Consider the following 20,659-nt stretch of genomic DNA (forward strand, 5'->3'; position numbering starts at 1 on the left):
TGATGCCAGCCGCGCGGTGGTGGGCGGAGCGAGACGGTCTCCCTCGGAGACCGCCTCGGGTGAGGGGCTTCAACCACGCCGTGCGCGAAGAGCAGGCGTGTCCTCCGGGCCGCGGCGTGGCCGGGGCGCCACGGAGCGGGCGGCCCGCGTCAGGCGCCGCTCCGTCTCCACGCCGCGAGCCGCGGACCTCGGGTGAGGCAGGTCAGCTGGCCGGGAACTCCGGCTCCAGGACGGGGCCCGGTCCGGTGGTGCCCGCGTCCTCCTGAAGCCCGGCGTCCAGCTCTTCCGAGCCCGCGTCCAGGTCAGGGGTTCCCGAATCCGTGTTCAGGCCACCGTCGGTGTTCAGACCACCGTCGGTGCCCGCATCGGAGCCGCCATCGGACGGCGCGCCGTCTTCGGGGACACACGCGTTGTCGACGCAGGTGTAGCCCTCCAGGCACTGGTTGAGCTCATCGCAGGGCTGCCCTTCCTCGTCGAAGTCGACGAGGAGGCTGCACGCGGACAGCCCGGTGCTCAGGGCCATGAAAGCAACGAGGTTTCGCAAGGGACGGCGCATGGCTAGTAGTTCCGGAGATCGTCATCGTCGAGTGCGGGCCGCTTCTTCTTCTCTTCCTCTCGCCGCCGCTCCTCCTGCCGACGCCGCTCTTCCTCCTCGCGCTGCGCCGCGGCCTCCTCCTGCTTGCGCCGCTCCTCCAGTTCCTTGCGCTGGCGCTCCACCTCTTCACGGCGCTTGCGGAGCTCTTCCTCGCGCTGGCGCGCCTCGTCCTCCTGCGCGCGCTTGTTGGACGTGCTGGGCTCCTTCTGCTTCGAGGCAGGCGCCGTCTGCGCGGGAGGCGGAGGCATGGGCAACGGCTCCTTCTCCGCGGAGGGGGCCTCCTTCGGCGCGGCCGCGGGGACGGGAGACGGCGCGGGGCGGCTCGCGCGGGAGGTCGACTTCGAACCACCGCCGCCGCCGTTGGCGAAGGCCGGTAGCCGCCCGCGCCCGCCGACGCGAGGCCCAGGAGGATGCCGACGTCGGCCACCAGCGCGTACGTCTTGCCCGTGCTCTTGAGATCCTGGGCGCGGCTGCTGTTCTGCGCCGCGCGCTTGAAGTCATCCGACTTCGCGGAGGCCTCCATGCCGAAGTAGACGCCGCCGGCCAGCAGCGCCACGCCGGTGGCCATCAGCACGTAGCCCACGGTGCGGCGCGTGTTGCTGACGCCACCCGCGAAGTGCGTCACCGGCTTTCCGTCCTGGCGCGGCGCATCCGCCGACACCAGCTGCGCCAGCAGCGCCTGCGAACCATCCACCAACCCATCCCCGCGCGGCACCGTCCCCAGCGCGTAGGCCTGGTTGTGGCCATCCGACACGTCCAGGCGCAGGCCCGTCACCTCCAGCGGCGCGGTCCCGGCGCCACCGCGCACCAGGAGCGCCAGCACCTGGGCCACGCCCGCGAGCGTTCCCAACTCACGCAGGGCCGCGTCGCGCTCCGGGCTCTCCGGCTTGCGCGCCGCCTGCTCGGTGAACGTCTGCAGGCCCTTCTGCGCCGCCACGGGGGCCAGCGACAAGCTGACCTCGCCCTCGCGCTCCCGGCGCTGCGTCAGCGCGTAGCCCGGCGCCACCACCGTCACGTAGTGGTCCGCGGCCGTGAGGTCGGCGACGTCCACCGGCGAGATGCCCCGGAACTGGCCGTCCACGAACACCTGGGCCGGTACCGGCTCGGTGCTCACGCGCAAGCTGGCCTTGGTGCCGGTGAGCACCGCCTTGCGCTCCTTCTCCACGAAGGTCATCTCCTCCGGCGGGAAGAAGTTGGGCGAGAAGCGCGCCTCCGGGTTCAGCGCCAGCGCGGTGCGAATCTCCAGCTGCGCGGCGGTGTTCTCACCGTTGGCCACCTGCGACGCGGCCTTCATCACCCGCGCGCGGCTCAGCTCGGTGAAGCGCTGGGAGAGGTCGGCGCCCTCGTAGCCGCGCACCGCCTTGTCGAAGTGCTCGAGCGCCTTCTCGGTGTCGAGCTCGTCGTAGGCGCGCTGGCCCGCCTTCATCGCCTCGGCGGCCTCGTCCTCACGGGCCTGACGCTCGCGCTGCCCGTCCGCGTCCAACGCGTCCGACAGGCGCACCAGCTTCAGCCGCCCCGAGCGCGTCACCGCCAGCTCCGCCTCGCGCGCCAGCCGGGCCGCGTCGCCACGGGCCGCCGCGTCCAACGCAATAGCCACCACGGTGACCGATGCCGCATCGGCCGGCGCATCCGCCGTCGCCGCGCTCAAGGCCCGGGGTACCAGCCGCGAGGACACCGGCGTCTGCGCCGCCGCGGGTCCCACGGCCAGCAGTCCCACCAGCCATCCACTCAACGCGGCGTGAACCGCTCGCACATTCGAAGGTCGCATCTCTCGTTCACCTTTTGCCCGTTGCGCATCAAACGGACTGCACAGCGAAATGCAAGTGAGAAGGAGTCCTCAACGACCCGCTGCCCGGGATGGAGTGCGCACGGGAGCGGAGGCCATTCCGTGGAGATAGTCCAGGGCGACCCTCAAGGGATAGTCCTCCAGCTTCGCGGTGACGTCCCAGGGCTTGAGATTCTCCGGCAGCCCTCGAGGCTCCGGCGCGGCGGGCTCGGTCGCCGCCGTCGGCTCGGCGCGGAAGTGGCGCTGCAGGTCCTTCTCCCGCACCACGTCGCGCGGCACCTTGCCTCCTGGCTCGTCGGGGACGAGGAAGTCCGGGGTGATGCCGCGCTCCTGGATGCTGCGGCCCTTGGGCGTGTAGTAGCGCGCGATGGTCAGCTTCAGCCCGGAGCCGTCCTCCAGCTCGATGACCGTCTGGACGCTGCCCTTGCCGAAGGTGGGCGCGCCCAGGATGGTCGCGCGGCCATGGTCCTGGAGCGCGCCCGCCACGATTTCGGACGCGGAGGCGCTGCCCGCGTTGACCAGCACCACGACGGGGTAGTCCTTCTCCGTGTCGCGGTCCTTGCTGCGCTCCACGGTGGCGTTTCGGCCATCCCGCCCCCGCGTGGAGACGATGGGCAGGTTGCCCGGCAGGAACCGGTCGCTCACCGCCACCGCCTGGTCCAGCAGCCCGCCCGGGTTGTTGCGCAGGTCCAGCACCAGCCCGCGCAGCTCCTTGCCGCCGTTGAGCGCGCGCAGCCGGTCCAGCTCCTTGCGGAGGTACAGGTCGGTGCGGTCCTGGAAGTTCTTCACCTTCACATGGCCGATGCCACCATGCAGCGCGCCCTCCACGGACACGATGCGGATGTGGTCCCGGATGATGGCGATCTCGCGCGGCGCGCTGAAGCCCGCGCGCATGATGGTCAGCAGCACGCGCCCGCCGGCCGGGCCGCGCATCTTCTGCAGCGCGCGCCCCACGTCCATGCCCTCGGTCCGCTCACCGTCGATACCGACCAGCTCATCGCCGGCCTTGATGCCCGCGCGCGCCGCGGGCGTATCGTCGATGGGCGCCACCACGACAATGCGCTCGCCCTTGCGCGCGATTTCGATGCCCAGGCCGCCCCACTCGCCCGAGGTGTCGATTTTCATCTCCCGGTACACGTCGGGCGGGAGGAACACCGTGTGCGGATCCAACGTCTCCAACATGCCCTGGATGGCGCCGTACATGAGCCGCTGGCGGTCCGGCGACTCCACGTAGTTGTTCTCCACGTAGGAGAGCACTCGCGCGAACACCTCCAGCTGCCGGTACGTGGCGTCGTCGCGCTCGGCCTGCTCCGCGCGGCCCGCCGTCCCCGCGTCCTTCCTGAGCGGCTCCGCGGCATGCGCCCACGGAGCACTCAGGAGGAAGAAGGCGGTCAGCGCCGCGCGCCATGGCTGGGAGGAACCCGTCACGTCGGTACGTCCTTTCCCGGGGCGCCCCCGGAAGGCTCGTACCAGTCTACCCGGCCCTCACAACTCCGCCGAGTCGGCGAAACGCACCAGGTGCGACACCAGCTCGTCCGGGCGCTCCAGCTGCGGCACGTGCCCGAAGCCATCCACCACGCGCACCTGCGCATGGGCAGGCAGGTGGGCGCGGTACCAGTTCAGCGTCTCCGACGGCAGCAGCCGCTCACTGCCGCCCCACAGGAACAGCAGCGGCATGGCCAGGTTGCGCACCTGCTCTGGCTCCAGGCAGGCGCGCGTGGCCAGCGCCTCCGCGGTCAGCGCCCGCACGGTGGGTGTGTCGTAGAAGTGCCGCAGCTCGTAGGCGAACAGCAGCGCGGGCAGGGGCGGACGGTGGAACAAGCGCCGCGTGAAGGCACGCGCCTCCGCGGGGGACTTCACGACGAACGAGTTGAGCAGCGCGGTGTTCTCCGCCTCCGGCAGTTGCGCGCCCGCGGGAGCCACCAGCGCCAGCGCGCGGACCCATTCGGGGTACTCCGCCGCCAGGTTCACCGCCATGGCGCCCCCCAGCGAGTTGCCCACCACGAAGGCCGGCGCCTTCACCACCTCTTCCACGTAGGCGCGCAGCACGTCGAACTGGTTGCGCACGCACACCTCGCCGCCGCAGTACTCCACGGAGAAGCCGTGCCCCGGCAGGTCCGGGGCGTACACGCGCGAGAAGCGCTTCGCCATCCCGAAGAGCGTGCGTCCGAAGCCGTTCGCCGAGCCGCCCAGCCCGTGCACCAGCACCACCGGCGGCCCCTTGCCCTGCCCCGTCAATGCGTAGTGGTGCACCGTCTGGCTACCGACCTGCACCGTCGTGGACTCGACACCTCGCGCCACCAGCATGTGCCGCAGCGCCTTTTGCATTCCGCCCATCAGGTCCATGCGCTCGCCTGCTCCTCGCAGAAGGGTCCCACGACAATAACAACGCGTCCGTGAACTTGCCGCAATGCGTCAGGGCCCGGGCGCCAGCCACAGGGCGGGGTCGACTGCCTGCCCGCCCTTGCGCACCTCGAAGTACAGGTAGGCGCCCTTGAGAGAGCCGGTGTCTCCCACTTCGCCCACCACGTCTCCGGGGAGCACCATGTGGCCCAGCTCGGCGGTGATGGAGGACAGGTGGGCCATGAGGGTGTGATAGCCGTCGCCGTGGTCCAGGATGAGCAGGTTGCCGTAGCCGCGGAGGGCGCCGGCGTAGGCGACGGTGCCCTCGGCCACGGCCCGCACCGGCGTGCCCGCGGCGGCGCGGATGTCCAGGCCCTTCTGGACGGTGACGGTGTTGAAGCGCGGGTTGACGACCTTGCCGAAGCCCACCTCGACGATGCCTGACACGGGCCGAGGGAGCCTGCCTCGCAGCGCACCGAAGCCGCTCGTCGCGGGCAGCTCCTTCAGGTCCTGCACCATGCGCGTCAGCTCCGCGTCGGCCTGCTCCAACTCACGCACCGCGCGCCGGGCCAGCTCCGCCTCGCCCGCGAGCGTGCCGACCACCTCCTCCAACCCTTCCTGCTGCATGCGGGCCAGCCGCTCCTGCTCCTGGAGGAAGGCCATGCGCGCGGCGAGCGACGCATGGAGCCGCTCCAGCTCGCGCGTCGCCTGACGCTGCAGCCGCGCCACACGCTGCACGGTGCGCAGCAGCTCCAGGTCGCCGGACATGCTGGCCTCCAGCGCCCGGGCACGCCACACCAGCGCGGCGAAGTCCTCGGCCGACAGCAGCACCTCCAGCGGGCGGCGGCGCATCAGGCGGTACAGCGTGCGCAGGCGCGGAGACAGCCGGCGCAGTTGCAGCCGCAGCGCCTCGGCCAGCACGGCCTGCTCGCGCTCCGCCAGCAGCACGCGCCGGCGGAACACCGCCAGGTCCCCTTCCAGCGAGCGCACGCGCCGGCGGGAGAAGGCGGCCATCTCCTGCATCAGCTCCACGCCTTCCAACACGGAGAGCTTCTTCGCCTCCACCAGCGCCAGCGTCGCGCGCTGCGCGCTCAACCGCTCACGCACCGCGGCCTGTTCGGCCTCCTCGGCCGCCGTCGCCGGAGCCGCCGCCGCGGCCGTCGAGGCCCACAGCCCCAATGTCAGGAGGAGGAGGCGCCAGCTCATACGCGGAGGAAGCGCCCCACGGCGACGAAGCTGCCGCCCAGTCCCAGGCCGCAGCCAGCGCACAGCAACTCCAGCGCCAGCCGGGGCTCCACCCACGGCGCCGCGACGCCGGGCCCCAACAGGAAGGCGAAGAGCGTGCCCAACGTGGGCCCCAGCACCCGGCCGAAGGCCCAGAGCCCGAAGAGCGCCACCGCCGCGCCCAGCACGCCCTGGAGCAGGCCCTCCAGCAGGAAGGGCGCCTTGACGAAGCGGTCCGTGGCGCCCACCAGCTTCTGGATTTCAATCTCGCCGCGCCGCGAATAGATGGCCAACTGCAGCGTCGCCGCCACGATGACCACGGTGGCGCCCAGCACCACCGCGAAGGCCACCAGCGAGCCGAAGCGCAGCGCCCGGGCGATGGCGGACAGCCGCTGCACCGCCGCCTCGCCGTAGTCCACGCCGGCCACGCCGGGCGTTGCTCGCAGCGCCTTCGCCAACGCCAGGAGCGCGTCCGGATTGCGCCGCTCCGGCGGCACGCGCAGCTCCAGCGACACCGGCAGCGGGTTCTCCGGCAGCTCCGCCAGCGCCTCGCCCAGGTCGCCCAGCTCCGTGCGCAGCCGTGAGAGCGCGGCGTCCGGCGACACCAGAGTCACCTCACCCCCGCTGAGCGCCAGCACGCGGGCACGCACCCCGTGGACCTCGTCCGCGTCCAGTTCCGGCGACAGGTACACCGTCACCTCCACCTCGCCGCCGAGCGACGCCAGGAGGTTGTCCAGCACCCGCGCCGCGCCCCGGGCCATGCCCGCGGAGAACAAGGCGATGGCGATGGTCGTCACCGCGATGAAGTGCACGAAGGGCGAATGCTTCAGCCCCACCGCCGCCGAGCGGCAGAAGTACGTCACCTTCGACAGCGCGCTCATACCACCATCCGGCGCGCCGCCTTGACGCCGTCCTCGTCGGACACAATCTGCCCGCGCTCCAGGCGCACGGTGCGCTTCTGGTAGCGCGACAGCAGCGTCGCGTCGTGCGTGGCCACCATCACCGTGGTGCCGCGCACGTTGACCTGCGTGAGCAGGTCCATGATTTCGACGGTGAGCGCCGGGTCCAGGTTGCCGGTGGGCTCGTCCGCCAGGAGGATGGTGGGGTCATTGACGAGCGCCCGCGCGATGACGACGCGCTGCTGCTCTCCACCCGACAGGCGCAGCGGGAACGAGCTCGCCTTGTGCTCCAACCCCACCAGCTTGAGCATGCGCCGCACCTTCTCGCGCGCCTCCGCGCGGGGCACACCCAGCACGTCCAGCGTGAAGGACACGTTGTCCTCCACCGTCCGATGCGGCAGCAGCTTGAAGTCCTGGAACACCACCCCGATGTTGCGCCGCAGGTACGGCACCGCGGACTCACGGATGCGGGCGATGTTGCGGCCGCCCACGAGAATCTGCCCCTTGGTGGCCTTCTCCGCGCAGAAGATGAGCTTCAGCAGCGTCGTCTTCCCCGCGCCCGAAGGGCCCGTGAGGAACACGAACTCGCCCTTCTCCACGTTGAGGTTGATGTCCGACAACACCGGTGGGTCGCCGGGATACGCCTTGTATACGTGGAAGAACTGAATCATGGCGGCGAGCGGAAGGCCGCCAACCTACCACGCCCGGGCGGCATCCCCCACGCACGCCCCGCGAGAGGGACTCCTGCCCGCTCGCCCAGGCCGTACGAAGCCTTGGAGACATGTCCGGACGGGCCCGCCAGGCGCCCACATCCGGAAGACCGCGTGGGCGGCTACTGCTCGCCCTCGCCCGCCAGGTAGCTGAGGATGACCTCGTCGAGGCTCTTCTCCGAGATGAGGTCCTCGCCGAAGAGCGTCTCCACGCCAATCTCGTTGATCTTCGGCTTCTCCTTGAGGGCGCGCGCCGCGGCGACCTCCGGAGGAACCACCACGGGCGCGGGGACCGCCACGGGAGGAGGAGGCGGCGGCGGCCGCTGCGCCATGGACTGGCCGGGCTGCAGCTTCACCTGCGCCGGGTCCGTGTCCGCCGCGAGCTGACCGGGCTGGTAGCTGCGCGCGGTGGACTCGTAGCTGTCGTACACCCCGTTGATGAGGTTGCGCAGCATCTCCTTGTGCTGCTCCTCCATCAACTCACGCACGACCTCCGCGAGGTTCTCCGCGTTGAGGATGTCCGCGTAGGACGTCTTCTTCGACGCGAGGATGTTCCCGCCCACGAACAGGTGGGTGATGATGTGGGGGTTGTTGACGCCCGAGTCCTCGGTCTGGACGTGGTAGACCTTCCCCTTGTGCTTGATGTTGTGATTGAAGCCGGTGACGGCTTTTTCGAAGGTTTTCGTCATCGCCGAGGTCGCGGACCGTAGCAGCCGCATCCGCACGACACAAGGTAAGCGTGACCTGCTCGCATCCTTCGTGCTGCCACACGCACACGAGTGACTCCCTGGCCCACCAACCGTGCAGGCCACGGCGATTGCCCGGCAGTTCCGTTGAAAAGCTGAAAGCGGCTGGGATACGTACAGGCGGACGGACGGGGTTCTCGACACCCCCACCAACGGCGAGGACGCCCGGATGAAGACCCAAGAGATTGAAAAGAAGGTGCGCCAGCAAGACGCCCAGGTGCTGGCGCAGGGGTACTCGCCCGCCATCCGCGCGATGGAGATTGCCGCCATCGTCTCCTTCGTCTCACTGGAGGTGGCGCTGGTGTACCGGCTGTGGGGCAACCCCTATGCGGGCACGTGGCTGCTGCTCAGCGCGGTACTGCTGGGCTACCTCGCCGCGGACTTCGTCTCCGGCTTCGTCCACTGGATGGGCGACACGTGGGGCTCCACGGAGATGCCGCTGCTGGGCAAGGCGCTCATCCGCCCCTTCCGCGAGCACCACGTGGACGAGAAGGCCATCACCCGCCACGACTTCGTGGAGACCAACGGCAACAACTGCCTCATCTCCCTGCCGGTGGCCATCATCGCCCTGTGCCTGCCCATGAGCGGCCCGGGCTGGGTGTTCTGCGCGTCCTTTCTCGGCGCGATGATTTTCTGGGTGATGGCGACCAACCAGTTCCACAAGTGGTCGCACATGGACTCGCCGCCCGCGCTCGTCGGCTTCCTCCAGCGCGTGCACCTCATCCTGCCCCCCGACCACCACCGCATCCACCACACCAAGCCGTACAACAAGTACTACTGCATCACCGTGGGCTGGATGAACAAGCCGCTGACGATGGTCCACTTCTTCCCCACCGCCGAGCGGATCATCACCTGGGCCACGGGCCTGCTGCCGCGCCAGGACGACATCGGCGCGGAGGCGGCGCGCGCGCTGGTGGTCGCCGCGGGTGGCAGCGAGGCCCCGGTGGTCCAAGCGGCCAAGGAGCTGCTCACCCAGGCCACCGTGCAGGAGAAGCCCGCCTCCACGCGGCCGTAGTCCTCCGCCGTACCAGAACGCCCGCCCGGCCTGCCGCGGCGGGCGTTCGTGCGTCCGCGGCACGCCCCCGTCAGAAGGTCAGGTCCACCTGCTCCGCCGCGGTAATGGGCCGGCCCAGGAAACGGGCCCCCACCTCCATGAAGCGCTCCGGCACGTCGGTGACGTAGTACGCGTGCTCCGGCGTGCCTCGTGACGCCGGCGCCAGTCCGTCCCGCTCCGACAGCAGCGCGGCCACGGCGTCCGCGGTGGCCTCCGCCGAGTCCACCAGCGCCACCTGGGGCCCCACCACCTCCGCGATGACGCCCTTGAGCAGCGGGTAGTGCGTGCAGCCCAGCACCAGGGTGTCCACGCCGTCTCGGGTGAACTCGGCCAGGTAGTCGCGCGCCACCAGCAGGGGCACGTCGCCCGTGGTCCACCCCTCTTCCGCCAGCGGCACGAAGAGCGGACAGGCGCGGGCCTTCGCCCGCACCCGTGGGTCCGCGGACTCGAGGGCACGCTGATAGGCGCCCGAGCGGATGGTGCCGGGTGTGCCGATGATACCCACCCCGCCCCCTGCGTGCGCGCCAGCGCCGCCCGCGCGCCGGGGAGGATGACGCCCACCACCGGCACTGGCAGCGCCGCCTCCAGCGCGGGCAGCGCCACGGCCGAAGCGGTGTTGCACGCCACCACCAGCAGCTTGATGCCGCGCTCCAGGAGGAACTCCGCGTTCTTCAGCGAGTAGCGCGTCACCACCTCGCCGGACTTGGTGCCGTAGGGCACCCGCGCGGTGTCCCCCAGATACACCGTGCTCTCGTGGGGGAGCCGGGCCATGAGGGCCTTGAGGACGGTGAGCCCGCCGACGCCTGAATCGAAGACACCAATGGGACTGTGGCTGCCTTGCCGCATGGAGCGTGTCCCTATCACGTTTGATGCCAGCGCCAGCGTCGGCCCCGCTGAACGCACGAAGGGCCGGGATGTACCATCCCGGCCCTCCGCTCACTGCCCAGCCGACCTGTCGCGCTCAGTCCTCGATGAGGTACACCGGCAGCGAGGAGTTCGGGCCCGGGAACTGGTGGGCGACCACGTCGATGACGGGCGAGTTGTCCGGCGAGAAGTACTCGCGACCGTCGCGAGCGCTGGCGTACATCTCCACCACGTAACGGCCGGGCCGCAGGAACTGGTACACCACCACCGAGCTTTCATTCGGGCCATCGACGCAGTCGTGCCAGTCACCGACGTCGCCGTACACCAGCTCGCCGGTGTGGATGTCGCGGAAGTTGATGCCCACGCGCTGCAGGCCGGCCTCGTAGCAGGTCTGGCGGTTCCCGTAACGCGAGCGCAGCTCCCACCGGACAGAGGCCCCGCCAATGGCCCACATCGACCCGGTGTGGGAGGTCGGCTGCCCCAACTGGGTGAGGATGTCGCCCCCGAAGTAGAACCAGGGCAGGCCATTCCTATCGACGGCGACGAGCTCCAACCCGTGGTAGCCCGGGTCCAGGTACGGCGTGCGGATCTGGTTGGCGGCGTGCCCTTCCCAGCACTCGAAGCGCGCCCAGTCACCGCCATCCACGCTCGCCTCGACGTGGGTGATCCCCGCCTGGTTGCAGTTGGGGCTGGGGCTGTAGCTGTTCGGCGGGAAGAGCCAGCTCAGGTAGGCGAAGGACGGCGGAGCGCCCGTCGGGGTCAGGTCCACGTTCACCGTCACGTTGCCGTCCACGGTGAAGGTGCCATGGGTCTCGTACAGCAACTCATTGCCGTAGCCGACGCCTTCCAGGCGGAACGAGTAGGTCCCCGGCGCGAATCGGTGGAGGACGATGCCGTCGAAGCCGTTCGCCTGGCAGTTGTAGCGGCCGTCGTTGGCCAGCACCTCGCCGGGGATGATGACGTTGACGCCATGGACCGCGCGGACATCGTCGCAGCGCTGGCCACCGAAGCTCCAGCGGAAGGTCACATCCCCCTCGTAGCGGGGCACATCGCAGCACGGCTCTTCATGGACGACACAGCCAGGGAGGATCGCAAACAAGCAGAGGAATGCGACCAGCAACCGGGAGTTCATGGGGCACCTGTCGGTGGGGCAGTGAGGTGTTCGGCCCGCTTCTGCTCCATCCGACGGGCGGCGGCGGGAATTATTCACCGCCATGGGCAATCCAGCTCAAGCAACCAACCGTTTCGCCATTGTTTGACCCTGTCTTATCGGAGTGTTACGCGCTGCTCCCCATGACGCCCCACCTGCCCCTGGCGCTTGGCGCCATGAACTACGTGGAGATCATCCGCGACGCCTCCCTCATCGAGCTGGCAGTCCTGCTGCTCCTGATGGGCGTATCCGTGGCCTCCTGGGCCCTCATCGCCATGAAGGCGTCCCAGCTCGCCAAGGCTCGCGCACAGTCTCTCACCTTCCTCGACACCTTCTGGAAGGCCTCGCGCCTGGAGGCCATCTACCAGACGGCTCAGAAGCTCGACGGCTCGCCGCTGTCGAAGGTCTTCTGCGCCGGCTATGAAGAGCTGACCAAGCTGGCGCAAGCCAAGGAGGGCGGCACCGAAGGCGCGCTGGCCGAGCGGCTGGGCGGCATCGAAAACGTGGAGCGCGCGCTCCACCGGGCCTCCACGGCGCAAATCACCGAGTTGGAGAACCGGGTGTCCTTCCTGGGCACCGTGGGCGCGGCGTCGCCCTTCGTGGGCCTGTTCGGCACCGTCATCGGCATCCTGAGCGCGTTCAACCAGATTGCCGAGCAGGGCAACGCGACGCTGGCCACGGTGGCCGCGCCGGTGGGCAACGCGCTCTTCGCCACCGCCGCGGGCCTGTTCGCGGCGATTCCGGCGGTGGTCGCCTACAACTCGTTCGTCAGCCGCATCAAGGTGTTCGACACGGAGATGTCGAACTTCTCCGCGGACTTCCTCAACATCATCAAGCGGCACTTCTTCCGCTAGCCGGGGGCCACCATGGGAATGGGCGGAGGCAACCGCGGCGGTGGCCGCACCACCATGAGCGAAATCAACGTTACGCCCATGGTGGACGTGATGTTGGTGCTGCTCATCATCTTCATGGTGACGGCGCCCCTCATCCAGCAGGGCGTGAAGGTGAACCTGCCGGAGACGAAGGCCGCGCCGGTGGAGGCCACGGAGAAGAAGCTGGTCCTCTCCATCGACGCGGGGCGCAAGGTCTACATCGGTGACGCGGAAGTGGCGCTGGAGGAGCTGGAGCAGAAGCTCGCCGCCAACGCCAAGGCGCAGGCCGACAAGGAAGTCTATCTCCACGCGGACCGGGACGTGCCGTACGGTGTGGTGGTGGAGGTCATGGCCGCGGCCCAGCGCGCGGGCATTGGCAACGTCGGCATGATTACGGACCCGTCGACCGGGGGCCGGACGTCCAACAGTGGAAAGAGCAAGTCGAAGGAAGCGAAGCGCTAGCCCATGACGCCCTCCGCGGTCAGCCACAGCCTGCTCGTCACGCGCTCCACGCGGCTGTCGCGCTTCGTGGTGGTGTCCGTCGTGGGGCACATCCTGGTGCTGGTGGCGGCGATTGCGTACGCGCGCTTCTCCGCCACGCCCAAGGTGGACCTGGACACCAAGCCCATTCGCGCCACACTGGTGCGCCTGGGCAAGCCGCGCGACTCCAAGCTGCTGCCACGCAAGGAGCAGTTGCCACCGCCGCCCAAGAAGGTGGACGCGCCCAAGCCCGCTCCGGAGGCCCCGCCCCCGGAGCCCTCGCCCGCCAAGGTGGCGGTGCCCATCCCAGGTGTGCAGCCGGAGCCCTCCACGTCCAAGCCCACGCCGCAGAAGGGCGAGACGACGGGCGAGGACCGGCGCAAGCGGCTCTTCGGTGCCTTCGACAAGACGGCCAAGGCGGCCGAGCCCGAGGAGGCGGAGGGCGCCGAGGACGGCGACCCGGACGGCGACTCGGCCACCGCGGAAGGCGAGCGCTACTTCGGCCTGCTCCAATCGCAGGTCCGCCGCCACTACAGCGTGGCGGACACCATCCCCGAATCCGAGCGGCTGCACCTCAAGGCCATGGTGGCGGTGCGCCTGGGCCGCACGGGTGAAGTGCTGGACGTGAATCTCACCAAGGCCAGTGGGAACGACCTCTTCGACTCGGCCGTCGTCACGGCCGTGCGCAAGGCCGCGCCCTTTTCTCCTCCACCGGACCATCTCCGGGACGCCCTGCAGAAGAGCGGCGTCAACCTGGTGTTCAACGCCCTATGAAAGCCCTGCTCCTCTCCCTGCTGCTCCTCCCCGTCGTCGCGCTCGCGCAGGCGCCCACCATCGAAATCTCCGGCGCCAACTTCCGCCCGCTGCCCGTAGCGGTGCCCGCGCCCCTGACGCAGAACGATGGCGCGAAGGCGTTGGTTGCGCCCTTCGACTCGGCCTTCAGCTTCGACCTGGCCGCCTCCGGCATCCTCCAGGTGCTGGACCGCAAGGGCTTCACGGCGGACGCGAAGGAAGGCATGGCCGCGGCCAGCATCAACTTCAGCCGCTGGGCGGACGTGGGCGCCGAAGCGCTCGTGAAGGTGTCGCTGGCGCAGGACGGCGGCGTGCTGCGCGGGGAGCTTCGCCTGTTCAACGTGGGCACCGGCCGCGAGGACCTGAAGGTGTCCAAGGAAGCGCCCGCCGACAACGCCTCGCTGCTGGCGCACCGCCTGGCGGACGCGCTCTACCGGCACTTCACCCGCGAGCCCAGCCCCTTCCTGTCCCGCATCACCTACGTGCGCAAGGTGGGCACCAACCGCGACGTGTACGTGGCGGACTGGGACGGCGGCAACGCCCGGGCGCTCACCAAGGGCGGCATCAACATCCTGCCCGCGCTGAGCCAGGATGGCTCGCAGGTCGCCTTCACCACGTACCGCAAGAATCGCCCGGACATCTACGTGCAGTCCCCTGGCGGTGAGGCGAAGGCCGTCATCTCCGGCGGGCAGATGGCCACCGGCGCGGCCTTCTCTCCGGACGGCAAGCGCATCGCGTACTCGCTGGCGGAGGGCGAGAGCGCCCAGGTGTACGTGGCCAACGCGGACGGCAGCGGCGCGCGCGCGCTCACCGACACGCCCTACGGCCTCAACACCAGCCCCACCTGGTCGCCGGACGGCAAGCGCATTGCCTTCGTGTCCAACCGGGGCGGCAGCCCGCAGGTCTACATCATGAACGCGGATGGCACGGGCGTGCGCCGGCTCACCTTCCAGGGCAACTACAACCAGACGCCGGACTGGTCGCCGCGCGGAGACCTCATCGTCTTCACCGCCCGCGACGAGCGCAACGCCTTCGACCTCTTCACCGTCAGCGTGGAGACGGGCAAGGTGACGCGCCTCACGCAGGACCAGGGCAGCAACGAGGAGCCCGCCTTCTCGCCCAACGGGCGGCTCATCGTCTTCACGTCCACGCGCAATGGCGGCTCGCAGCTCTACGTCATGACGGCGGACGGCAACAACCAGCTGCCGCTGCGCGCCGAGAAGGGCGTCTACCAGACGCCGGACTGGGCGCCGCTGCCGCAGGCGCAGTAGCCACAGGGACGGGTGGGGCCTGCGCGCCCCACCTGCGTCGCGACGAAACCCTCCGTGACGTACTCGTCCTTCGGCGAGGCACGGCTCGCCGAGGATGCGGCGGTGGTCCAGCGCTATGAGGCGGACTATGAGCGGCGCCATCCCAGCTCCGCGTCGATGACGGGAAACCAGTTTCAGATTCCCGTGACATCAGGTTCGAGCGAAGCGAAGGTGCTCGTCGATACCTTCCCTGAAGGCGTTGAGCTCGTGAACGGGAGCATCCGCACGACCGATGGCGCCCCGCACGCGATTCTCGGGAAGCTCTCACTTCGTGCGTCATCGCACGGCACCCTGCCGAGAGAGAAACTCCTCGAGGAGGCGAAGCAACTGGCCCGTGCGGCCGGCGGCAACGTCGTCATCATGTCCTTCGTCGGCGGAGACCAGGCGGAGGCGAACGGTGTCGTCGGGTACGTCCTCAAGTCCGACCTGGAGCACTACAACCCCAAGAAGTCCCAATCGGGGAAGCTCTCCATCGAGATTTGAGCGCATCCGCGCTCGAGCGCGGCGCATGCCCCCTGTGCACGTGCCGCGCGTTGACAGGCGCAACCAGCTCAGGTCGAGTCCTCCCGCATGAGCGCGCCCTTCCGCAGCCACTGGAGCCTGGACCCCGAAGTCGTCTTCCTGAACCACGGCTCGTTCGGCGCCTGCCCGACCGCCGTCCTCCAGCGCCAGTCCGAGCTGCGCGCGCGCCTGGAAGCCGAGCCGGTGCGCTTCCTCCACCGCGAAATCGAGCCGCTGCTGGATGACGCCCGCGCCGCGCTCGCCACCTTCCTCGACGCGGACGCGGACGACCTGGGCTTCGTCCCCAACGCGACGGCGGGGGTGAGTACGGTGCTGCGCTCGCTGCGCTTCGCCCCTGGTGACGAGCTGCTCACCACCGACCACGAGTACAACGCCAGCCGCAACGCGCTGGACTTCGTGGCGTCACAGTGGGGCGCCAAGGTGGTGGTGGCGAAGCTGCCCTGGCCGGTGCCATCCGCGCAGTCGGTGGTGGACGCCGTGCTGCCCCACGTCACCCCGCGCACGCGCCTGTTCCTGGTGGACCACGTGTCCAGCCAGACGGCCCTGGTGATGCCGCTGGAGCAACTCGTCGCCGCCCTGCGCGAGCGTGGCGTGGAGACGCTGGTGGACGGCGCGCACGGGCCGGGCATGCTACCGCTGTCACTGCGCACGCTGGGCGCCGGCTACTACACGGGCAACTGCCACAAGTGGATGTGCGCCCCCAAGGGCGCCGCGTTCCTCCACGTCCGGCGCGACCTCCAGCCCGCCATCAAGCCCCTGTCCGTGAGCCACGGGCACAACTCCCGGCGGACGGACCGTTCCCGCTTCCGGCTGGACTTCGACTGGACGGGGACGCACGACCCTTCGGCCGTGCTCTGCGTGCCCGAGGTGATTCGCTTCATGGGCGGGCTGCTTCCCGGCGGCTGGCCGGAGGTCATGGCCTCGAACCGGGCCAAGGTGCTGGCGGCGCAGAACCTGCTGTGCGCGCGGCTGGGCACCCAGCCCACCTGCCCCGAGGACATGGTCGGCAGCATGGCCACGGTGACGCTGCCGGACGGCTTCCCCGAAGTCCCCCAGCCCCCGCTCTACGTGGACCCGCTCCACCTGCGCCTGTTCGACGAATACCGCATCGAGGCGCAAATCACCCCCTGGCCCCGTCCGCCGCGCCGGCATGTGCGTCTCTCCGCCCAGCTCTACAACACCCCCGCCGACTACCAGGCCCTGGGCGACGCTTTGGAAGCGCTGCTGCGTTGAGTAGGCTGCCGCGCATGTCGCGTTTCGCCACCATCGACGTTGGCAGCAACTCCGTCCTCCTGCTCGTCGCGGAGCGCACCCCGGAGGGCCGCTTCGAGGCCGTGCGGGAGCGCGCGGAAATCACCCGCCTGGGCAGGGGCGTGGATGCGACGCGCAGGCTCTCCGCTGAAGGCATGGAGGCGACGCTCCAGGTGCTGGAGTCCTTCGCTCGCGAGGCGCGCGAGCTGGGCGCGGAAGGCATCGCCGTGTCCGCCACCAGCGCCGCGCGTGACGCGGAGAACGGCGCGGAGTTCCTCGCCGCCGCGAAGGCGCGCGCGAACGTGACCGTGGAAATCATCTCCGGCGCCATGGAGGCGGAGCTGTCCTTCGCCGCGGTGCACTCGGACTTCGCGTCGGACGCGGCGGGCCCGCTGCTGGTGCTCGACATTGGCGGCGGCTCCACGGAGTTCATCTACGGCAACCGTGGCGGCCACGTGGACTTCCGCCACAGCTTCGACGTGGGCGCGGTGCGCATGACGGAGCGCTTCGTCGGCGCTGACCCGATGACATCCGAGGACCGCGCGCGTGTCGAAGCCCACCTGCGCGACACCTTCCGCGCCCTCCCCGCTCCGCCGCCCGGCGCGGCCCTGGTGGGCGTCGCGGGCACGGTGACGACGCTGTACGCCGTGCAGCACGCCATCCACCCCTACGTCGCGGAGCAGGTCCACGGCGGCACGCTGTCCGTGGGCCAGCTGTCCGCCCTGGCGGACCGGCTGTGCGCCATGCCGCTGGAAGCGCGGCGCGCCCTGCCCGGCATGCAGCCCAAGCGCGCGGACGTCATCCCCGCGGGCGCCCTCATCTTGCTGGAGTCGGTGAAGGCGCTGGGACTGGATGCCTGCCGCGTCAGTGACAGGGGCCTGCGCTGGGGCCTGCTCGCGCACCGCTTTGGAGCCGGAGCCACCTCTTCATGAACGCCCAACCCGCGGCCTCACCGGCCGCGTCCGCCGTGCCCGCCAGCAACGCGGGTTATGCGCTGCTCATCCTCACCCTCATCAACCTGGTCAACTACCTCGACCGCTACATCGTCGCGGTGGCGCTGCCAGACATCCAGAAGGAATTCGGCATCAACGACACGCAGTCCGGCCTGCTGGGCACCATGTTCATCGTGGTGTTCATGCTGGCCTCGCCGCTGGGCGGGTTCCTCGGGGACCGCTACCCACGGCGGCTGCTGGTGGTGGGCGGCGTGGTGCTCTGGAGCCTGGCCACCGGGGCCAGCGGGCTGGCCACCTCGTTCGGCGCGTTGCTCCTGGCCCGCGCGGTGATTGGCATCGGTGAGGCCGGCTACGGCGCCGTGGCGCCCAGCATCATCTCCGACTTGTACCCGCGCACGCAGCGCACGCGGATGCTGGCGTTCTTCTACATCGCCATCCCCGTGGGCGCCGCGGCGGGCTACGGCCTGGGCGGGTGGCTGACGCAGGCCTACTCGTGGCACGTCGCCTTCTTCGCGGGTGGGGTGCCCGGGCTGATTCTGGGCGCCATGGCCTTCTTCATGCCGGAGCCCCAGCGCGGCGCCATGGATGGGCCAGACGCACAGGCGAAGCTGCCCTTCATGGTGGGCCTGAAGGGCCTGGCGCGGAACGCGGCCTTCTGGGCGGTGACGGCCGGGTACACGCTGATGACGTTCTCCATTGGCGGCCTGGGCTTCTGGATGCCCACGTACCTGGTGCGCGAGCGCGGCCTGGCGCAGGACAGCTCGGGCTTCATCTTCGGCGCGATTACGGCGGTGGCCGGCCTGCTGGGGACGGTGGCGGGCGGCTGGCTTGGCGACAAGCTGGACCGCAAGCGCGAGGGCGGCGGACTGTGGATGTCCGGCATCGGCCTGATGCTGGCGGCCCCGTGCATGTACCTGGCGGTGAGCCTGAAGGCCGTGGGCCCCACCTTCGCGGCAATCGCCCTGGCGCAGTTCCTCATCTTCCTCAACAGCGGCCCCATCAACGCGGCCATCGTCAACTGCGTGCCGCCCGCGTTCCGCGCCTTCGCCATGGGACTGAATGTGCTGTGCATCCACCTGCTGGGTGACGCGATTTCGCCCACGCTCATCGGCACCATCGCGGACGCATCCAGCCTGCACACCGCCATCGCGGTGAATGCCCTGCCCGTGCTCCTCGGCGGCTTCGCGCTGCTGCTGGGCGCCCGGCTGTTCCGTGAAGCCGTGCCCTCGCGCGTCAGGGCTGAGCGGCGGCATCCAGCCTTGGCCGGTACTCGTCGGCCAGGCGCTCCATCTCCAAGGCCAGCCGCTCGCCATCCGCGAGCAGCAGGCCCTTGAGGCGCGCGCGGCTGCCCAGCGTGAAGAACACGCGGATGTCGCGCTGGAGCGACTCCCAGCGCTCGGCGAAGTAGAGGGTGAACAGCGCCAGCGGTGGCACGGCGAGGAAGACGGCCACGGCCAGGAGCGCGCTTCCCCACACCGCCGCGGCGGCTGTCAGCACGCCCCACCACACCAGCGCCACCACGAAAGCGGTGAGGAACTTCACCGTGGCCTGTACATCCAGTTCGGCGTTTCGGCTGGCGAGCCGGGGCAACTGGTAGGGCAGCCAGAACAGGCCCAGCCCCAGGGCGAACAGCGGCAGGCCCAGCACCAGCGCCAGCAGGTTCTTCACCACGAAGGGCACCACGTTCCCCGGCCGGTACACGAGCGCCAGGTCCTCCAGCCCCGTCGCCTGCACCAGCGCCATGCGGTGCCGGAAGCCGACGAGCTGCGCGCGCAGGGACTCGAAGCGCTCCGGCTCCTGGGCGCGGAACATCTGGACGCCGCGCGCCCACAGTCGCAGGCGCTCCGCGTCGAGCGCCCCACCCTGCTTGAAGGCGAAGAGCTGCTCGGCCAGCCGCGCCAGCGGGAGGTCCGCCCACTGCTCCAGGTTGAGCGTCACCGCGCGAAGCCCGCTGGCGATGCGCTCGGTGAGGGCGCGGACGGCATCGGGTTCCGCCGCGGCGTCCGCGGGCAGGAAGGCCTGCACGTCGATGGCGGGCCCCACGTCGATGAGCACCTCGCTGCGGAACACGTGCTTCTCCGCGTAGGTGAGCCCCACGGGGACGATGCGCACCGGAGCCCCCGCCTTCGCCGCGCTCACGGCGATGCGCGCCGCCCCCGTCTTCAGCTCGGCGAGCCCAGGCTCGGAGTGGCTCTTGCCCTCGGGGAAGATGGTGATGGCGCGCCCCTGCACCAGCGCGCCCTTCGCGGCCTCCAGCGTGCCCTCGTTGCCGCCCATCTTCGCCGGGTCATCCTGCTTCCGGTACACCGGCAGCGCGTCCAACCCCTTCAACAGCCAGCCGATGACGGGCATCCGGAACAGCGGCGCCTTCGCCAGGAAGGTCACCTTGCGCCGCGTGAGGATGAACACCAGCGCCGGGTCGATGAGGCCGTTGGGATGGTTGCCCACGAAGAGCACCGGGCCGTCCGGCTCCAGCGCCGGGGCATTCACCTTCACCCGGTAGAAGAGTCGGAGACACAGCGCCACCACCGCACGCACGCACGCGTAGAACACGGAGGTGACTGTACTCCACGTCTCAGGGATACCGGTCCACCACCTGGATGACGCCGGTGTTGTCCTGCACCACGGAGAAGCCCTTCATCGGGCTCGGGTAGGCAATCAGGCCCTCGCCGTCCTTGTCCCAGCGCGAGTCCAGGAGGATGCCGCAAAAGGGCACCGACATCGCCCCGGCCTCCGGCAGGAAGATGCGGTCATACCGGCCGAAGACGCGGTGCTTCGTCACGTACAGGCGGCCACCGATGCGCGCGCCGGGAAGCTGCTGCTCTCCCTGCTCGCGTGGCAGCGCAATCACGAAGCTGTAGTTGTAACGCGCCGGGCCCGGGTGGTCCTGGATGGCATCCACGATGACCGGGACCTTGTCCCCGGGCTTCAGGCCCAGGCGCTCCATCTGCAGCAAGGCGCCCCGGGGACACGTTCCCTCCGGAGGCATCCACTTGGGCCGCGCCGGCCCCTGCGAGGACGCGGAGGGGGTCCGACACCCCGCCGCCACCAGGAGCCCCAGGCCCACCACCGTCCACCGCGGCCAGCGCATGCGCACCCTCGCCTCCC

General features: G+C 70.1%; 20 protein-coding genes and 1 pseudogene. 9 read left to right on the forward strand and 12 right to left on the reverse strand.

Annotated features, from left to right (window positions below; all coding sequences use genetic code 11):
* Positions 1–202: 202 nt before the first annotated feature.
* From QEG98_RS31080 to QEG98_RS31115, 8 genes are all read right to left on the reverse strand, one after another.
* Positions 203–523, reverse strand: a complete 321-nt coding sequence (locus tag QEG98_RS31080; RefSeq protein WP_316563872.1) for a hypothetical protein — start codon at positions 521–523, stop codon at positions 203–205.
* A complete protein-coding gene (locus QEG98_RS31085; RefSeq protein WP_316563873.1) occupies positions 450–2,363 on the reverse strand; it encodes a PEGA domain-containing protein in 1,914 nt (637 codons plus the stop codon). Before QEG98_RS31085 ends, QEG98_RS31080 begins: the two co-directional genes overlap by 74 nt.
* 69 nt (positions 2,364–2,432) lie before the next feature.
* The gene (locus QEG98_RS31090) at positions 2,433–3,809 is read right to left on the reverse strand and encodes a S41 family peptidase (RefSeq protein ID WP_316563874.1); all 1,377 of its coding nucleotides are present in this window, start codon (positions 3,807–3,809) and stop codon (positions 2,433–2,435) included.
* Positions 3,810–3,866: 57 nt separating this feature from the next.
* On the reverse strand, positions 3,867–4,727 hold the full coding sequence (locus QEG98_RS31095; protein WP_316563875.1) for an alpha/beta fold hydrolase: 861 nt from the start codon (positions 4,725–4,727) through the stop codon (positions 3,867–3,869).
* Between the two features lie 69 nt (positions 4,728–4,796).
* The gene (locus QEG98_RS31100) at positions 4,797–5,930 is read right to left on the reverse strand and encodes a murein hydrolase activator EnvC family protein (RefSeq protein WP_410477867.1); all 1,134 of its coding nucleotides are present in this window, start codon (positions 5,928–5,930) and stop codon (positions 4,797–4,799) included.
* Positions 5,927–6,829 (reverse strand): cell division protein FtsX, encoded by a 903-nt coding sequence (locus QEG98_RS31105; RefSeq protein WP_090490306.1) that lies wholly within the window; start codon positions 6,827–6,829, stop codon positions 5,927–5,929. The genes QEG98_RS31100 and QEG98_RS31105 overlap by 4 nt, the downstream gene beginning before the upstream one ends.
* Positions 6,826–7,518 (reverse strand): cell division ATP-binding protein FtsE, encoded by a 693-nt coding sequence (gene ftsE / locus QEG98_RS31110; protein ID WP_090490307.1) that lies wholly within the window; start codon positions 7,516–7,518, stop codon positions 6,826–6,828. The genes QEG98_RS31105 and ftsE overlap by 4 nt, the downstream gene beginning before the upstream one ends.
* Before the next feature lie 161 nt (positions 7,519–7,679).
* Positions 7,680–8,246, reverse strand: coding sequence for a hypothetical protein (locus QEG98_RS31115; RefSeq protein ID WP_090490308.1), 567 nt, complete (start codon positions 8,244–8,246; stop codon positions 7,680–7,682).
* 226 nt (positions 8,247–8,472) lie between these two features.
* Here QEG98_RS31115 and carF point away from each other — a divergent pair, with 226 nt between their 5' ends.
* Entirely contained in the window at positions 8,473–9,318 is an 846-nt protein-coding gene (gene carF, locus QEG98_RS31120) for a plasmanylethanolamine desaturase (protein ID WP_141593382.1), read from the forward strand.
* Between the two features lie 70 nt (positions 9,319–9,388).
* Here carF and murI read toward each other — a convergent pair.
* Positions 9,389–10,203: pseudogene (gene murI, locus QEG98_RS31125) on the reverse strand (glutamate racemase).
* Positions 10,204–10,318: 115 nt separating this feature from the next.
* Positions 10,319–11,320, reverse strand: a complete 1,002-nt coding sequence (locus QEG98_RS31130; RefSeq protein WP_316563877.1) for a hypothetical protein — start codon at positions 11,318–11,320, stop codon at positions 10,319–10,321.
* A gap of 194 nt (positions 11,321–11,514) precedes the next feature.
* Between QEG98_RS31130 and QEG98_RS31135 the strand changes: the two genes are divergently transcribed.
* The 8 genes from QEG98_RS31135 to QEG98_RS31170 all read left to right on the forward strand — a co-directional run bounded on the left by QEG98_RS31135 (position 11,515) and on the right by QEG98_RS31170 (position 18,885).
* Entirely contained in the window at positions 11,515–12,225 is a 711-nt protein-coding gene (locus QEG98_RS31135; RefSeq protein ID WP_011555704.1) for a MotA/TolQ/ExbB proton channel family protein, read from the forward strand.
* 12 nt (positions 12,226–12,237) lie between these two features.
* Positions 12,238–12,705 carry a protein TolR gene (tolR, locus tag QEG98_RS31140; protein WP_090490312.1) on the forward strand — a complete coding sequence of 156 codons (468 nt, stop codon included), beginning with the start codon at positions 12,238–12,240 and terminating at the stop codon, positions 12,703–12,705.
* A 3-nt stretch (positions 12,706–12,708) separates the two neighbouring features.
* A complete protein-coding gene (locus tag QEG98_RS31145) occupies positions 12,709–13,497 on the forward strand; it encodes an energy transducer TonB (RefSeq protein WP_090490313.1) in 789 nt (262 codons plus the stop codon).
* Complete coding sequence (gene tolB / locus QEG98_RS31150; RefSeq protein WP_090490314.1) at positions 13,494–14,786, forward strand: Tol-Pal system beta propeller repeat protein TolB; 1,293 nt, start codon at positions 13,494–13,496, stop codon at positions 14,784–14,786. The genes QEG98_RS31145 and tolB overlap by 4 nt, the downstream gene beginning before the upstream one ends.
* A gap of 54 nt (positions 14,787–14,840) precedes the next feature.
* The gene (locus QEG98_RS31155) at positions 14,841–15,308 is read left to right on the forward strand and encodes a hypothetical protein (protein WP_316563878.1); all 468 of its coding nucleotides are present in this window, start codon (positions 14,841–14,843) and stop codon (positions 15,306–15,308) included.
* An 87-nt stretch (positions 15,309–15,395) separates the two neighbouring features.
* Entirely contained in the window at positions 15,396–16,580 is a 1,185-nt protein-coding gene (locus QEG98_RS31160) for an aminotransferase class V-fold PLP-dependent enzyme (RefSeq protein ID WP_316563879.1), read from the forward strand.
* 14 nt (positions 16,581–16,594) lie between these two features.
* Positions 16,595–17,530, forward strand: coding sequence for a Ppx/GppA phosphatase family protein (locus QEG98_RS31165; RefSeq protein ID WP_316563880.1), 936 nt, complete (start codon positions 16,595–16,597; stop codon positions 17,528–17,530).
* Complete coding sequence (locus QEG98_RS31170) at positions 17,527–18,885, forward strand: MFS transporter (protein WP_316563881.1); 1,359 nt, start codon at positions 17,527–17,529, stop codon at positions 18,883–18,885. Before QEG98_RS31165 ends, QEG98_RS31170 begins: the two co-directional genes overlap by 4 nt.
* Here QEG98_RS31170 and QEG98_RS31175 read toward each other — a convergent pair.
* Both QEG98_RS31175 and QEG98_RS31180 read right to left on the reverse strand, forming a co-directional pair.
* Positions 18,785–20,104, reverse strand: coding sequence for a lysophospholipid acyltransferase family protein (locus QEG98_RS31175; protein WP_316563882.1), 1,320 nt, complete (start codon positions 20,102–20,104; stop codon positions 18,785–18,787). The two genes, QEG98_RS31170 and QEG98_RS31175, sit on opposite strands and share 101 nt — an antisense overlap.
* 22 nt (positions 20,105–20,126) lie before the next feature.
* Positions 20,127–20,642 carry a hypothetical protein gene (locus tag QEG98_RS31180; RefSeq protein WP_316563883.1) on the reverse strand — a complete coding sequence of 172 codons (516 nt, stop codon included), beginning with the start codon at positions 20,640–20,642 and terminating at the stop codon, positions 20,127–20,129.
* Positions 20,643–20,659: the final 17 nt, after the last annotated feature.

Origin of the sequence: Myxococcus sp. MxC21-1, assembly GCF_032612255.1 — a bacterium.
In the GTDB taxonomy this organism is placed as follows: domain Bacteria; phylum Myxococcota; class Myxococcia; order Myxococcales; family Myxococcaceae; genus Myxococcus; species Myxococcus virescens.

Excerpts from the sequence above, each read along its gene's own strand:
- QEG98_RS31165 (WP_316563880.1), top strand. The coding sequence starts at position 16,595 with ATGTCGCGTTTCGCCACCATCGACGTTGGCAGCAACTCCGTCCTCCTG.
- QEG98_RS31160 (WP_316563879.1), top strand. The coding sequence starts at position 15,396 with ATGAGCGCGCCCTTCCGCAGCCACTGGAGCCTGGACCCCGAAGTCGTC.
- ftsE (WP_090490307.1), bottom strand. The coding sequence starts at position 7,518 with ATGATTCAGTTCTTCCACGTATACAAGGCGTATCCCGGCGACCCACCG.
- QEG98_RS31145 (WP_090490313.1), top strand. The coding sequence starts at position 12,709 with ATGACGCCCTCCGCGGTCAGCCACAGCCTGCTCGTCACGCGCTCCACG.
- QEG98_RS31135 (WP_011555704.1), top strand. The coding sequence starts at position 11,515 with ATGACGCCCCACCTGCCCCTGGCGCTTGGCGCCATGAACTACGTGGAG.
- QEG98_RS31115 (WP_090490308.1), bottom strand. The coding sequence starts at position 8,246 with ATGACGAAAACCTTCGAAAAAGCCGTCACCGGCTTCAATCACAACATC.
- carF (WP_141593382.1), top strand. The coding sequence starts at position 8,473 with ATGAAGACCCAAGAGATTGAAAAGAAGGTGCGCCAGCAAGACGCCCAG.
- tolB (WP_090490314.1), top strand. The coding sequence starts at position 13,494 with ATGAAAGCCCTGCTCCTCTCCCTGCTGCTCCTCCCCGTCGTCGCGCTC.
- QEG98_RS31180 (WP_316563883.1), bottom strand. The coding sequence starts at position 20,642 with ATGCGCTGGCCGCGGTGGACGGTGGTGGGCCTGGGGCTCCTGGTGGCG.
- QEG98_RS31080 (WP_316563872.1), bottom strand. The coding sequence starts at position 523 with ATGGCCCTGAGCACCGGGCTGTCCGCGTGCAGCCTCCTCGTCGACTTC.
- QEG98_RS31100 (WP_410477867.1), bottom strand. The coding sequence starts at position 5,930 with ATGAGCTGGCGCCTCCTCCTCCTGACATTGGGGCTGTGGGCCTCGACG.
- QEG98_RS31095 (WP_316563875.1), bottom strand. The coding sequence starts at position 4,727 with ATGGACCTGATGGGCGGAATGCAAAAGGCGCTGCGGCACATGCTGGTG.
- QEG98_RS31085 (WP_316563873.1), bottom strand. The coding sequence starts at position 2,363 with ATGCGACCTTCGAATGTGCGAGCGGTTCACGCCGCGTTGAGTGGATGG.
- QEG98_RS31170 (WP_316563881.1), top strand. The coding sequence starts at position 17,527 with ATGAACGCCCAACCCGCGGCCTCACCGGCCGCGTCCGCCGTGCCCGCC.
- QEG98_RS31105 (WP_090490306.1), bottom strand. The coding sequence starts at position 6,829 with ATGAGCGCGCTGTCGAAGGTGACGTACTTCTGCCGCTCGGCGGCGGTG.
- tolR (WP_090490312.1), top strand. The coding sequence starts at position 12,238 with ATGGGAATGGGCGGAGGCAACCGCGGCGGTGGCCGCACCACCATGAGC.